General features: G+C 61.3%; 10 protein-coding genes. 4 read left to right on the plus strand and 6 right to left on the minus strand.

What is annotated here, in order from left to right; all coding sequences use genetic code 11:
- The first annotated feature begins 60 nt into the window (after window positions 1-60).
- The gene (locus AC1ROI_RS06240; protein ID WP_042932481.1) at window positions 61-1,983 is read left to right on the plus strand and encodes an acetyl-CoA hydrolase/transferase C-terminal domain-containing protein; all 1,923 of its coding nucleotides are present in this window, start codon (window positions 61-63) and stop codon (window positions 1,981-1,983) included.
- Between the two features lie 127 nt (window positions 1,984-2,110).
- Here AC1ROI_RS06240 and AC1ROI_RS06245 read toward each other — a convergent pair whose 3' ends face one another.
- Both AC1ROI_RS06245 and rep read right to left on the minus strand, forming a co-directional pair.
- The gene (locus AC1ROI_RS06245) at window positions 2,111-2,683 is read right to left on the minus strand and encodes a xanthine phosphoribosyltransferase (RefSeq protein ID WP_010465159.1); all 573 of its coding nucleotides are present in this window, start codon (window positions 2,681-2,683) and stop codon (window positions 2,111-2,113) included.
- 84 nt (window positions 2,684-2,767) lie between these two features.
- On the minus strand, window positions 2,768-4,777 hold the full coding sequence (rep, locus tag AC1ROI_RS06250) for a DNA helicase Rep (RefSeq protein WP_010465157.1): 2,010 nt from the start codon (window positions 4,775-4,777) through the stop codon (window positions 2,768-2,770).
- Window positions 4,778-5,039: 262 nt separating this feature from the next.
- Here rep and AC1ROI_RS06255 point away from each other — a divergent pair, with 262 nt between their 5' ends.
- Window positions 5,040-6,713, plus strand: coding sequence for a putative bifunctional diguanylate cyclase/phosphodiesterase (locus AC1ROI_RS06255; protein WP_010465155.1), 1,674 nt, complete (start codon window positions 5,040-5,042; stop codon window positions 6,711-6,713).
- 108 nt (window positions 6,714-6,821) lie between these two features.
- Here the strand turns inward: AC1ROI_RS06255 and AC1ROI_RS06260 are convergent, their stop codons facing one another.
- Window positions 6,822-8,216, minus strand: a complete 1,395-nt coding sequence (locus tag AC1ROI_RS06260) for a NorM family multidrug efflux MATE transporter (RefSeq protein ID WP_042932982.1) — start codon at window positions 8,214-8,216, stop codon at window positions 6,822-6,824.
- A 159-nt stretch (window positions 8,217-8,375) separates the two neighbouring features.
- Between AC1ROI_RS06260 and AC1ROI_RS06265 the strand changes: the two genes are divergently transcribed.
- Window positions 8,376-9,296, plus strand: coding sequence for a LysR substrate-binding domain-containing protein (locus AC1ROI_RS06265; RefSeq protein ID WP_010465151.1), 921 nt, complete (start codon window positions 8,376-8,378; stop codon window positions 9,294-9,296).
- Window positions 9,297-9,480: 184 nt separating this feature from the next.
- On the plus strand, window positions 9,481-11,457 hold the full coding sequence (locus AC1ROI_RS06270) for a methyl-accepting chemotaxis protein (RefSeq protein WP_102595406.1): 1,977 nt from the start codon (window positions 9,481-9,483) through the stop codon (window positions 11,455-11,457).
- Window positions 11,458-11,595: 138 nt separating this feature from the next.
- Here AC1ROI_RS06270 and AC1ROI_RS06275 read toward each other — a convergent pair whose 3' ends face one another.
- From AC1ROI_RS06275 to AC1ROI_RS06285, 3 genes are read right to left on the minus strand one after another with little or no spacing between them, the layout of a single operon-like run.
- Complete coding sequence (locus AC1ROI_RS06275; RefSeq protein ID WP_102595405.1) at window positions 11,596-13,023, minus strand: vWA domain-containing protein; 1,428 nt, start codon at window positions 13,021-13,023, stop codon at window positions 11,596-11,598.
- Between the two features lie 57 nt (window positions 13,024-13,080).
- Entirely contained in the window at window positions 13,081-13,587 is a 507-nt protein-coding gene (locus AC1ROI_RS06280; RefSeq protein WP_010465145.1) for a hypothetical protein, read from the minus strand.
- A gap of 4 nt (window positions 13,588-13,591) precedes the next feature.
- Window positions 13,592-14,323: a hypothetical protein gene (locus tag AC1ROI_RS06285; protein WP_083375470.1), complete on the minus strand. Its 732-nt coding sequence runs from the start codon at window positions 14,321-14,323 to the stop codon at window positions 13,592-13,594.
- Window positions 14,324-14,362 lie beyond the last annotated feature (39 nt).

Genomic DNA, 14,362 nt, shown 5'->3' on the forward strand with positions numbered 1-14,362 from the left:
GCAGTAAAGGCCCGGCAAGCTCGGTCCAACCCCAATTCACGGAATGTAAGGGAGGATCAGATGGTGCAGCTGTGTTCTATCGAGCAGGCGGTCGATGACGTATTGGCGCGGTTGCCAGCGCATATCCACATGGGCCTGCCTCTGGGCCTGGGCAAACCCAACCACTTCGTCAACGCGTTGTTCCAGCGCGTCGCGCAACTGCCCGACCGGCAGCTGACGATCTACACTGCCCTGTGCCTGGGCCGCCCGGCCTTGGGCGACGGTTTGCAAAAGCGCTTCCTCGAACCCTTCATCGAGCGGGTGTTTGGCGATTATCCGGAGCTGGATTTTCTCGCCGGACTTCACAAAGACAGCCTGCCGGCCAACATTCACGTCCATCAATTCTTTATGCAGCCCGGCAGCCTGCTGCATAGCGAATCGGCCCAGCAGGATTATGTCAGCAGCAACTACAGCCACGCCGCGCGGGACATCAACGCCGCCGGTTTGAACCTCGTGGCGCAACTGGTGGCCAGCCACGCCGAACACCCGGATCGTCTGAGCCTGAGCTGCAACCCAGACATCACCCTCGATCTGTTTCCGATGATCGCCAAACGCCGGGCGGCGGGAGAGACGATCCTGCTGGTGGGCCAGGTGCACAACGATTTGCCCTACATGCCCGGTGACGCCGAAATAGGTATCGACACTTTCGACCTGCTGATCGACGAGAAGGACAACACCACACTGTTCTCCACACCGAACATGCCCGTGGGTTTCCAGGATCACTTCATCGGCTTGCACGCCAGTACGCTGGTGCGCGATGGCGGCACCTTGCAGATCGGCATCGGTGCCATGGGCGATGCCCTGACCGCAGCGTTGCTGGCGCGTCAGGCCGACAATGCCGGTTACAAGGCGTTGCTGGCGGATATCAATCTCAGCCAGTGGGCGCAGTTGATCGACCGCGAAGGCGGCATCGATCCGTTCGCGAAGGGCCTTTACGGTTGCAGCGAAATGTTCGTCAACGGCTTGCTGGTGCTGGCCGATGCCGGAATCGTGCGGCGCAAGGTCTACCCGGACGTGCCGACCCAGCAACAAGCCAATGCCGGCACTCTCGACGAAGCCGCGCAAACCGATGGCATCTCGGTGCATGGCGGGTTCTTCCTCGGGCCGCGCAGTTTTTACGAGCGCCTGCGCGAGCTTCCGCAAAGCAAGCGACTCGAATTCAACATGACCCGCATCAGCTACATCAACGAGCTCTACGGTCAGGAAGAACTCAAACGCTTGCAGCGCCTGGACGCGCGCTTCATCAACACCGTGTTCACCATGACCCTGCTCGGCGCGGGTGTGGCCGATCAGCTCGAAAGCGGGCGAGTGCTGAGCGGCGTTGGCGGGCAATACAATTTTGTTGCTCAGGGCCATGCGCTGGAGGGCGCGCGGTCCGTGCTGCTGTTGCGCAGCTGGCGCGAGGCGGGCGGTGAGGTCAGTTCGAACATCGTCTGGGAATACGGCCACTGCACGATCCCACGGCATCTGCGGGACATCGTGGTCACCGAGTACGGCATCGCCGATCTGCGCGGCAAGACCGATGCGGCGGTGATCGAGGCATTGCTGAATATCAGCGACTCTCGCTTCCAGCCGGGGCTGATCGAGCAGGCGCAGAACGTTGGCAAATTGCCGAAGAATTTCCGCATCGATCCGCGTTTTGCCGACAACAGCCCGGAGCGTTTGCAGGCGATTCAGGCGTTGCATCCGAATTTGTTTCCGGAGTATCCGCTGGGGTGTGATTTCACTGCGGTGGAGAGGGATTTGTTGCGGTCGCTGAACTGGTTGAAGAGCAAGTTCAAGCTCTCGGAGATTCTGGAGTTGGGCAAGGCTGCGCTGGACGCGCCGGAGCCTGCGGCGTTTCCCGAGCATCTGGAGCGGATGCAGCTGACCAACCCGGAAGGGCTGAAAGAGGACCTGTTTCAGCGGCTACTGCTCACCGGCCTCAAGGCCACCGCGCCATAACAGCCACTCCAAAACCACTGTGGGAGCGAGCCTGCTCGCGAATGCTGAGTATCAGTCGACATCATCGTTGACTGATCCAGCGCTTTCTCGAGCAGGCTCGCTCCCACAAGGGATATGCGGTGTGGCTTTATTCGATGAAGGTCACGACGCCGCCAGCCAGCGACTGCACACGAGCCAGCGACTCAACCCGATAACCTTGGGCATCCAGTTCCGCACGCCCACCCTGGAACGACTTCTCGATCACGATCCCCAAACCGGCGACGGTGGCGCCGGCCTGTTTGATGATCGAGATCAGCGCCTGGGACGCCTTACCGTTGGCCAGGAAGTCATCGATGATCAGCACGCGGTCGCTGCTGGTCAGGTGGCGCGGGGAGATGGCCACGGTGCTTTCGGTCTGCTTGGTGAACGAGTAAACGGTCGCCGACAGAAGGTTTTCAGTCAGGGTCAGTGACTGGTGCTTGCGGGCAAAAATCACCGGCACGCCGAGGTTCAGGCCGGTCATGATCGCCGGGGCGATGCCCGAAGCTTCGATCGTGACGATCTTGGTGATGCCCGAGTCCTTGAACAGCGCAGCGAATTCATCGCCGATCAGCTTCATCAGGGCCGGGTCGATCTGGTGGTTCAAAAAGGCATCGACCTTCAAGACCTGATCGGAAAGCACGATGCCTTGTTCGCGGATTTTCTGGTGCAGTGCTTCCATGAAGCGTTCCTCTACTGGCGCCATGTGCGCCTAGCTTGTCAAAAATGCCTGGTTAAAAAGTGTTCGGTTAAAAAGTGCTCAATTCTAGCGCTTTAACATTGCCCGTATATCCGCCAATGCGGTATTGCCGCGAACGGCTTTGACTTCAACAGGTGTGTCGTCGTTGCCTTCCCACGCCAGGTCGTCCGGCGGCAGCTCATCCAGGAAGCGGCTCGGCGCGCAGTCGATGATCTCGCCGTATTGCTTGCGCTTGGCGGCGAAGGTGAAGGCCAGGGTCTGACGCGCGCGGGTAATGCCAACGTAGGCCAGGCGGCGTTCTTCTTCGATGGTGTCGGCTTCAATGCTGGAGCGGTGCGGGAGGATTTCCTCTTCCATGCCCATGATGAACACGTAAGGGAATTCCAGGCCCTTGGAAGCGTGCAAGGTCATCATCTGCACACCTTCAGCGCCGTCTTCCTCTTCCTGCTGACGTTCCAGCATGTCGCGCAGGACGAGTTTGCCGATGGCGTCTTCGACGGTCATTTCGCCTTCTTCGTCTTTTTCCAAGGTGTTTTTCAACGCCTCGATCAGGAACCAGACATTACCCATGCGGTAATCGGCGGCCTTGTCGCTGGAGCTGTTGGTGCGCAGCCAGTTCTCGTAGTCGATGTCCATGACCATGCTGCGCAGCGCCGAGATCGGGTCTTCGCCGGCGCATTGCTCGCGGACCTTGTCCATGAAGCGCTTAAAGCGTGACAGACGATCAGTGAATCGCGCATCCAGGTGCTCGCCCAGGCCGATTTCGTCGGTGGCGGCATACATCGAGATTTTGCGCTCGGTGGCGTAGTTGCCCAGCTTCTCCAGCGTGGTCGAACCGATCTCCCGGCGCGGGACGTTGATCACCCGCAGGAAGGCGTTGTCGTCGTCCGGGTTCACGATCAGGCGGAAGTAGGCCATCAGGTCTTTCACTTCCTGGCGACCGAAGAAGCTGTTGCCGCCGGACAAACGATACGGAATCTGGTGGTGCTGCAGCTTCAGTTCGATCAGCTTGGCCTGGTAGTTACCGCGATACAGGATCGCGAAATCGCTGTAAGGCCGGTCCGTGCGCAGGTGCAGGGTCAGCAGTTCCACGGCCACGCGCTCGGCTTCGGCGTCTTCGTTGCGGCAGCGGATCACGCGGATTTCGTCGCCGTGGCCCATCTCGCTCCACAGCTGCTTTTCGAATTCGTGCGGGTTGTTCGAGATCAGCACGTTGGCGCAGCGCAGGATGCGGCTGGTGGAGCGGTAGTTCTGCTCGAGCATGACGACTTTCAGGGACGGGTAGTCGTCCTTGAGCAGCATCAGGTTTTCCGGGCGGGCGCCGCGCCAGGCGTAGATCGACTGGTCATCGTCGCCGACCACGGTGAACTGGTTGCGCGTGCCGATCAGCAGTTTCACCAGCAAATACTGGCTGGCGTTGGTGTCTTGGTATTCGTCCACCAGCAGGTAGCGGACTTTGTTCTGCCATTTTTCGAGGATGTCGGCGTGTTCCTGGAACAGCTTCACCGGCAGCAGGATCAAGTCGTCGAAGTCCACCGCGTTGAACGCCTTGAGCGTACGCTGATAGTGGGTGTAGACGATGGCGGCGGTCTGTTCCTTGGGATTGCGCGCGTTTTCCAGGGCTTCGGGCGGCAGGATCAGGTCGTTTTTCCACGAGCCGATCATGTTCTTGATCTCGTCGACGCCGTCGTCGCCCGAGTATTCCTTCTGCATGATGTCGGTCATCAAGGCTTTGACGTCGGTTTCGTCAAAGATCGAGAAGCCCGGCTTGTAGCCCAGGCGAACATGTTCCTTGCGGATGATGTTCAAGCCCAGGTTGTGGAAGGTGCACACCGTCAGGCCACGGCCTTCGCCGCCCTTGAGCAGGGTGCCGACCCGTTCCTTCATCTCGCGCGCGGCCTTGTTGGTGAAGGTCATGGCGACGATGTACTGGGCGCGGATGCCGCAGTTCTGGATCAGATGCGCAATTTTGCGGGTGATCACGCTGGTCTTGCCGGAGCCGGCGCCGGCGAGCACCAAAAGAGGGCCGCCGACGTAGCTCACGGCTTCTTGCTGCCGGGGATTGAGTCGGGACATACGAAATCAGGGAGTCGTTAGTGAAATGGGCCGGCATTTTAACAGGCTCAGCGAATTGTGCTGCTCTCTCCGACTTGTGACGCACCACGCTATCTCTATTTGCCGGTTTTGATACTTTCAAGCAGGATGCGCGGTGAATTAGCGGCTAATGTTCGTATTCCAGACACAAACTCACGTTTGATAACTGATGTCATTTGGTCATTGGTTACAGGCGCGGCATAATGCCCGTCGCCTACATCTTTGCAGAGTCTAGGGAGCTAGCTTGTCTACGCCTGTCGAACCCTTGCGTTTGCTGCTACTGGCCGAAGAGCCGGTGTGGGCAGCGTTGTTGCGCGAGTGTCTGGCTCCGATGGGGAGTTCGGCCGTGCTTATCAGCGCGCCGAGCTGGGAGTCGGTCAGCAGTCTGTTCGATGACAACCGCAACGCGGTGTTGTTGACCATTCCAGCACTTCAGCCTCTGCCAGGCCGATGCAGCTTGCCGACAGTGTTGCTGCTCGAGCACGAGCCCCTGACGTCGCCCGATGGTGTGAGCGACTGGCTGGTGCGCGACCATCTCGATGCCGGCATGCTGCGTCGGTGCCTGCGGCATGTGCGCGAACGTGGCTTGCTGGAAAACACCCTGCAACGCCTGGCCGAGCAAGACCCGCTGACTGGCATCGCCAACCGTCAGGGCTTCCAGACCTTACTGGCCGCGCGTCTGGCGGAAAACGACGGCCGTGGCCTGGCCCTCGGTCACCTTGATCTCGACAACTTCCGTCACGCCAACGATGCCCTCGGCCACCAGGCCGGCGACCGGTTGATCCTGCAGGTGGTTGCGCGGCTGAAAAGCCAGCTTGAGGCCGGCGATCAACTGGCGCGGCTTGGCAGCGATGAATTCGCCTTGCTGATCGACACCCGCCGCGCGCCTCAGCGCGCCGAATGGATGGCCGAGCGCATCACCGAAGCCCTGGCCGAACCTTACTGGGTCGACGGCGAAAGCCTGTTGATCGGTTCCAGCCTGGGCATCGCCCACGCCCGGGCCCAGGCCGGCGCCGACCCGCTGATGTGGCACGCGCACATCGCCATGCAGCAAGCCAAGAGCACTCAGGGCTGCACCTTTCATATCTTCAACGAACGCATCAACCGCAATGCCCGCAGCATGGCCGACCTCGAAAGCGAGCTGCGTAGGGCGTTGCGCCGTGACGAACTGGAGTTGCATTACCAGCCGCGCCTGAACCTTGAGGACGGCCAGATCGTCGGCCTCGAAGCCCTGGTGCGCTGGCGGCATGCCGAGCGCGGTTTGCTGGCGCCCAGCGAGTTCGTGCCGCTGGCCGAGCAAAGCGGTCTGATCGTACCGCTCGGTTACTGGGTGATTTCCCGGGCCCTGCGGGACATGCAGGCATTGCGCGAGCGTGGTTTGCCGGCGCTGCACATGGCGATCAACCTGTCGTTCCGGCAGTTTCAGGACAGCCAGTTGTTGTCGACCCTGAGCCGGCTGATCGCCGAGCGCGGCGTCGAGGCGCAATGGCTGGAATTCGAACTGACCGAAACTGCGGTCATGCGCCGCAGCGACCTGGTGAAACAGACCATGGACGCCCTCGGGCGCCTGGGCGTGCGCTTCTCGCTGGATGATTTCGGCACCGGGTTCTCGTCCTTCGTGCACCTCAACAGCCTGCCGATTGCCTTGCTCAAGGTCGACAAGAGCTTTGTCGGCGGCATGGAAGAGCGGGAAGAGAATCGCAAACTGGTCCACGCGATGATCAACCTGGCGCACAACCTCAACCTTGAAGTGGTGGCCGAAGGCGTGGAGACGGCGGAGCAGCTGGAGTTGTTGCGCGGGTTTGGTTGCGATCAGGTGCAGGGGTATCTGATCAGCAAGCCGCTGCCGTTGGCGGAGTTGGTTGAGTATCTGACGTTTGGCAGCAGCCAGCAGCCTGCCCTCGAAATCGTGAGCTAACCCCGAACCTGTAGGAGCGAGGCTTGCCCGCGAAGGCGTCGTGTCAGTTAACAAAGATGTCGACTGATGTGACGCCTTCGCGGGCAAGCCTCGCTCCTACAGGGGATCTCAGTCTGTCTGAGGGACTTCGAAACGCTGTACTGACGGCTCGCGCCGAATCATCCCTTTCATCTTCCACTCAAACGCCAGCGTCAGGCTCACCGCCGCGCACGCCAGGCCCAGCGCCAATCCCCACCAGACGCCTGTCGGCCCCCAGTTCAAGTTGAACGCCATCCACCACGCCGCCGGCGCACCGATCAGCCAATAGCAACCCAGTCCGACCAAGAACGTGGTCTTGGCATCCTTGAGCCCGCGGATGCAGCCCATGGCGATGGTTTGGGTGCCGTCGAACAGCTCGAACCATGCCGCCACCGCCAGCAGGCTCACAGCCAGGTTGAAGACGTCTCGAAAGGCCGGGTCGTTGTGGTCCAGGAACAAGCCGATCAACTGATTCGGCAGGAACCAGAAAACCATGGCAAAACCCAGCATCGCCGCCGCGCCAAAGGCGATCCCCACCCGTCCGGCCAGCCGCGCGTCCAGTAACTGCCCGGCACCGTAGTGCTGGCCGATGCGCATGGTGATCGCGTAAGAAAGCCCCGCCGGAATCATGAACGCCACCGAAACAATCTGCAGGGCGATCTGGTGCGCCGCCAGTTGCGTACTGCCCATGGTGCCCATGCACAGCGCAGCGAATGCAAACAACCCGACTTCCACTGCGTAGGTGCCGCCGATGGGCAGGCCGAGACGCCACAGCTCTTTCAGGTACTGGCGGTTAGGCCGCGACAGACCCTGGCGCAGCGGATACGCGTCGTAAGCCGGATGCCGACGGATGTGCAGCGCCAGCGCCACGGCCATCAGGTTGGCGACGATCGCCGTGACCAGCCCGATGCCCACCAGGCCCATTTTCGGCAAACCGAACATCCCGGTGATCAACGCGTAGTTGAGCAGGAAGTTGGCCACGGTGCCGCCGAGGCTGATGACCATCACCGGGGTCGCCCGGCCGATGGCGCTGGTGAAACCGCGCAGGGCCATGAAGCTCAGGTAGCCGGGCAGGGCGAACGGCAGGATCAGCAGGAACTGCCCGGCAGCCTGGACGTTGGTTTCGGTCTGGCCAAACAGCAGCAGCACCGGTTTCAGATTCCACAGCAGCAGGCCGGCCACCAGCGCCATCAACCACGCCAGCCACAAGCCGGCCTGGGTCAGGCGCGCGGCACCGACGATATCGCCTGCGCCCTGACGGATCGCCACCAGGGTGCCGACCGCTGCGATCACGCCGATGCAGAAGATCGACACGAACGAATACGTTGCCGCGCCCAGGCCGCCACCGGCCAGCGCTTCGGGACTCAGGCGCGCCATCATTAAGGTGTCGGTGAGGACCATCAGCATGTGCGCCAACTGCGAGGCAATCAACGGCCCCGCCAGCCGCAGGATGGCCCGGAGTTCGGTACGTGCTGGATGCTGCATGGTCATCACGCCTCGGTTATCGGAGTAAACAGGAGAGAGCCGATTCTCGGCGCTCTGCGGGGTTTTCACAAAGGGATAAAAAGGATGGGTGGCATGAGTCAGACTCATGCAGGCAAGTTTCTGCTAACGTGGCGCAACCGCGCTATAGGAGCTTTCCCAATGTCCCGTCGTCTTCCTCCCTTGTATGCCCTGCGCGCATTCGAAGCGGCGGCGCGGCATAGCTCGTTTACCCGCGCCGCTGAAGAATTGTCGATCACCCAAAGTGCGGTCAGTCGACACATTCGTACCCTCGAAGATCATTTCGCCTGCCGGCTGTTTCACCGCAGCGGGCGCAACCTGCAACTGACCGAGTCGGCGCGGTTGATCCTGCCTGGCATCCGTGAAGGTTTCACCGCGCTCGAACGCGCCTGCAATACCTTGCGCGCCGAAGACGACATCTTGCGCATGAAAGCCCCGTCGACGTTGACCATGCGTTGGCTGCTGGCGCGCCTGAGTCGCTTCCGGCACCTGCAACCGGGCAACGAAGTGCAATTGACCAGTGCCTGGATGGACATCGACACCGTGGACTTCAACCACGAACCCTTCGACTGCGCCGTCATCCTCAGTAACGGGCGTTTCCCTCCGGACTGGGAGGCGACGTTGCTGTTCCCGGAAGAACTGATCCCGGTCGGCGCGCCGAACCTGCTGAAGGACCAGCCGTGGGACGTCGCACGCCTGGCCAGCGCAGAGCTGCTGCACCCAACGCCAGATCGTCGCGACTGGCGCAGTTGGCTGGAGCGCATGGGGCTGTCGGATCAGGTCTCGCTCAAGGGCGGGCAAGTTTTCGACACGCTGGAGTTGGGCATGATCGCGGCGGCCCGAGGCTATGGCGTGTCCATGGGGGATTTGCTGATGGTGGCGGAAGATGTCGCGCAGGGTCGTCTGAGTTTGCCGTGGCCGACGGCTGTCGCCAGCGGTGAGCATTATTACCTAGTCTGGCCGAAAACCCGTCCGGGAGGTGAACGTTTGCGCCGTCTCAGCGACTTTCTGCAAGGGGAGGTCCGGGCCATGGATTTACCGGATGTCGAGCGCTTGAGCTGAATCGATGAAGCCCCAGCAATAGAGGCCTTGAGCCATATCCCGGCTATTTACTCAAGTATTCAGGTTTGCCGCCGAAAATCTGCAGGTGGGACCTTCGTGCAGGTCCCCTGTAATTCCTCTAATTAGAATTTTGCTGAGTGTGCATCGTGATCAGGATGATCCGGTCACTTGGCCAGGAGCTGTCATGTCTCAACCTCGTGCTCGGATCGCCTCACAGCTTGGTCTTGCGCTTGCCGTGATACTGGCGATCGTCATCACTGGCAGTACCGTGTTCGCCCTGCGTTCGCTGGACTCCGCCAACCTCGCCACCCGCGAAGAGCACCTGGCCAGTGAAGCCCGGTTGCTGGCCGACCAGTTGAGTACCTTTCACGGCACGTTGCGTGAAAGCACTCAGCGTCTGGCCGGTCTGTTCGAGAAGCGCTTCAGCGCCGGCCTGAGCGTGCATCCGGACGAACCGGTGGCCGTGGCGGGTACGCAGACCCCGGGCCTGCACCTGGGCAGCGAAGTGTTGAACAACAACTTCAAGGAAGTCGACGAGTTCAAGCAGATGACCGCGGGCGTTGCGACGGTGTTTGTGCGCAGCGGTGATGAGTTCATTCGGGTCAGCACAAACGTCAGCAAACAGGACGGCACCCGCGCCATCGGCACGTTGCTCGATCATGCCAACCCGGCTTACGCGCGGTTGATGGCGGGGCAGAATTACGTGGGTCGCGCCTTGTTGTTCGAACGTTTCTACATGTCGCAGTACACCCCCGTACGCGACAGCAGCGGCAAGATCATTGCCGTGTTGTACGTAGGATTCGATTACACCGACGCACAGAACGCACAGTTTGAGAACCTCAAACGCTTCCGCATCGGCCAGACCGGCTCGCTGGCGCTGCTCGATGAGCAGAAGAAGTGGTTGGTGCCGATTGCGGGTGTGCAAGCGCTGGATCAAGCAGTCCCGGCCATCGTCGATCTGGCGAAAACCCCGGGCAAGGGTGATTTCTGGAGCGACAAGTCCGAAGACTTCTACAGCGTGGCCGTGCCGTTTGAAGGCGGCCCATGGTCGGTGGTGGCAAGCATGCCGAAAGCCGAAATCAGCGCCGTGACCTGGAGCGTCGGCATTCAACTGGCGATCGGCAGTCTGCTGGCGACGTTGATCGCCGTCGGCTCGGCGGTCTGGCTGCTGCGCAGCAAACTTGCGCCGCTGGGTGATCTGGTGCGTCAGGCAGAAGCCCTGGGCGCCGGTGATTTGAGCGTGCGCCTGAGCGTGTCGAGCAACGACGAAATCGGTCAGCTGGCCCGTGCCTTCAACCAGATGAGCCAGGCCTTGTCGACCATGGTCGAGCACATTCGCAAGGCCTCGGTCGAGGTCAACAGCCGTGCCCAGGCGTTGTCCGGTCTGTCCGGCGGTGCCTATGAAGGGATGGAGCAGCAGTCGGGCGAAATCACCAGCATGGCCGGTGCCGTGGAAGAGTTCAGCGCAACCTCGCTGAACATTGCCGACAACATGGGCAGCACCCAGCGTCTGGCGCAGGAAAACGCACAGCAAACCCAGATCGGTCGTACCTCGATGGACGAGGCGTCCTCGTCGCTGGAGCAAATCGCTGGCGCCTTGAACAGCACCGCCATCGTGATCAATACCTTGGGGCAGCGCTCCCAGGAAATCGGCGGCATCGTCGGGGTGATTACCTCGATCGCCGATCAAACCAACCTGCTGGCGCTGAACGCGGCCATCGAAGCGGCCCGCGCCGGTGAGCAAGGTCGTGGTTTTGCGGTGGTGGCCGACGAGGTGCGCAACCTGGCTTCGCGTACGCGTCAGGCCACTGACGAAATTTCCGGGATGATTCAAAGCATCCAGCAGGAAACCGGCAATGCGATCAGCACCATGGAACAGGGCAATGTGCTGATGCAGGAAGGCTTGTCACGCAATGCCAACGTGGCCTCGGCCCTGGCGCGGATCGATGAGCAAAGCCGCTCGGCGGGCCAGCAATTTGCGGCGATCACCACCGCGACCCAGGAGCAGAGCAGCACCGCGACCTTGCTCAGCAGCAACCTGCAAAGCATTGCGCTGGCAAACAGCGAGCAGCGCGAAGTGGTGTCGAACCTGGCCGTGACCGCCAAAGAGCTGGAGAAGCTGGCGGCGGACTTGCGCCAAGAGGTTGATCGGTTTCGGTGAGGCGTCGCTGAAATAGTCTTCGCGGGCAAGCCGCGCTCCTACAGGGGCATGTGGCGTTCCACTCTTGTGTGAACGGCATATCACCTGTGGGAGCGAGGCTTGCCCGCGAAGGGCTCACCTCAATGTTCAGATCAGAGATCAATCACACTTGGCATTGCTCGACACTTCCTTGCTCGCCAGTTTCAACTGCTTGCCCAGCTCCGCCGCATTGGTGCTGCTGTAAACCCGGCCGCCGGTGTTTTCAGCGATGCAACGTGACGGGCCGCCGGCACCGATTTTCACTACGTTGACCCGCAGCCGCGGTTGATCCCTGGCGATTTGGCGGGACACGGCGCACACGTCTTTCTGGCAACCGTCCTCACCGTCGACGAACATCACGATCACGGCGTCGTTATTGCGCCCGTCGACGGTGCTTGCCGCGTGGGCCAGGCTGTCGGCCAGCGGTGTGCCGTCGTTGGGCACCAGGCCTCGAATCCCGTTGATCAGCCGCTGACGGTCGCCGAACTTGAACACGCCCTGGTCCGGCGTTCTTTCGCAGCCGGCGAAGGTGATCAGGCGCGTGTCGATCTTCGGGTCCAGCCCGTTGATCATGCCGGCCAGCGAGTCCTTGGCGACGTCCATGCGGCTCGGTTTGGCGAAGATCTGCGTGGTGCGGTTCACATCCAGGTACTTGTTGAGCTCGTTGCCGAAGAACCAGTCCTCGTCGGCTTTCACAGACTTGATGTTCAAATCCATCGAACCCGAAGTGTCGAGCACCACCACAAATTGCGGGATCTCTGCGTTGGGCGCTTTTTTGCGGCAGGCGAAGTTGTCCAGCGTCGGGGCCGGTGGCGGGGCGGCCACGACCGGTTTTGGTGGCGGGACGGGCTTGGGTTCCGGCACCGGCACCGGCACCGGCACCGGCACCGGCACCGGTTCTGGCACGGGTTCCGGTTCTGGAACCGGCTCGGGTTCCACGACAGGCTCGGGAACAGGCTCAACCGGTTTCTCGACCGGCGTCACCACTGGCGCTACAGGTGGAACCACGACAACGGGTTCACGGTGCAAGAACCACCAAAGCCACAGCGCCAGAAGCAGCAACAGCAGCGCCAGCAAGGCCGCCGCGATCCACCAGCCGCGACGCGACGGCGGCACTACCGGCACCACTGGAACAACCGGCGGCACGATCGGTTTGGGCGGGCGCTGGTTCCAGCGCACCACCAGCGGCTCGCCGTTGAGGCTGTAGAGTTTATCCAGCTCGGGTGTGCCGAGCAGGCTGCGCAGGTCATCCGCTACGGTGGGCTGGCCGCGTTTTTGCAGTTCGTCCGCCAACTGTCCAAGGGACGTCTGACGCACTTCATAGGTTTCCAGCAAACGTCGTTGCGCGTCCTCGTTGAGGTCGGCATAGGGCGTGGGTTGGCCACCCAGTTCAGTCCACCATTCCAGCACGTCACCGCTGCCCATTCGCGGGATGGCGAAGAGGCTGGCGACGGTCGGCGGAAAGTGTTTCTGGATGAGGGCGACTTTGGCTTGCAGCGCACTCATCCCCTCTGGTGTGGCTTGCGCATCCCTGATGACCCGCTGCATGACGACGATTCCTGAAAAGGGTGCAGGCCGCCATCGGCAGGCCTGCGGGGTGAAAAGTTACTCTTCGTAACCGAGGCTGAATTGCAGCTGATTCACTTTCTTCTGCAAGGCCTTCAGTTGTTCCTGCTTGGCAGCCAGCGTCGCGGGTGAGGTCTTGGTCACGGGCGCTGCCTGCGAGGCCTTGAGCTGCTGTTCGAGCCCGGCAATCTGCTTCTGCACCTGGCTTTGGTTGCCATGCCGGGCCTTGAGCGAGGTCAGCAACTGGCCCAGCGACTGGTTCAGCGCTGCCTGGGACTTCTGCTGGCTGGCCAGGTCGGTCTTGGTGCTGAGCTGCTGGGCCTGAATGTTCTCGTACACCTGGCGGAACATCGCGTTTTCCTGGCGGGACGCGGTCAGGGCCAGTTCCTTCTGTTTGACCTGGTCGCTATAACCACCAGAGTAGTCGCAGTTCATCTTGGTCAGCATGCTGCTGTCGCGATTGGTCGCATCGCATTCGCCCGGCTTCGTCGCGCAACCGCTCAGGGCCAGGACGGCGGTGAGGACCGCCAGCTGTCGTAGAGTCATGTGCTTAGCCCAGGGTGATCGCGGAACGCTGGTTGTACAGACCGTCGACTTCCTTTTGCAGGGCGGCGACTTTCTGGTTCATTTTCAAAATGTTCATGTCCACCTGCTTGATCTCGGCACCGGCGCCTTGTGCACGCTCGGCATCCGCCACTTTGGTGTACTCGGTGACCTTGGTGCGCATGTTGCCGAGGTCTTTACGCAGGCGCGCGATGTTCGAATCGATCTCGGCGATTTGCACTTGGGCCTTGGCCTTGTCGACTTTCTTGTTGGCGATGTCCTTTTTGATCTGGGCGATTTGCGCCTGGTCATCATTGATGACTTGCTGAGCGGTCGCGGTACGGGCGATCACGTTCTGGGTGTCTTGCTCGACGTCGCTGTTCATCTTCGCCAGGCGGGTGGTGGTGTCGGAGTATTCGCTGCGACGTTGATCCAGGTAATAGTTCGCGCCCATGGCCACGCCACACGCGGTAATACCGGCGGCGATGGCGCAGACCGCCTTGTTGCTGCTATTGGACAGTGCGCAACCGAGGATGCCGACACCGGCGCCGACCGCACAGGCCTGGTAACCGGATTTGCTGAAAAACTCTGCGTCATTGCCTTGGGTCAGACGCGGGTCGGCCCCCTCGCTGCCACCGAGCATCGAGCTGCCGGTGTTGGCACAACCTGTCAGCAACAGGCTGCCAGTGAGGACAAAAGCGATCTGTAGCTTGAAGCGAGTCCAGAGGCTGCGCGACATGGTGAAACTCCTTGGTGACGGTGTTGGCTGTTGTTGTTG

It is taken from the genome of Pseudomonas sp. GW823-FHT02C02 (genome assembly GCF_058797635.1).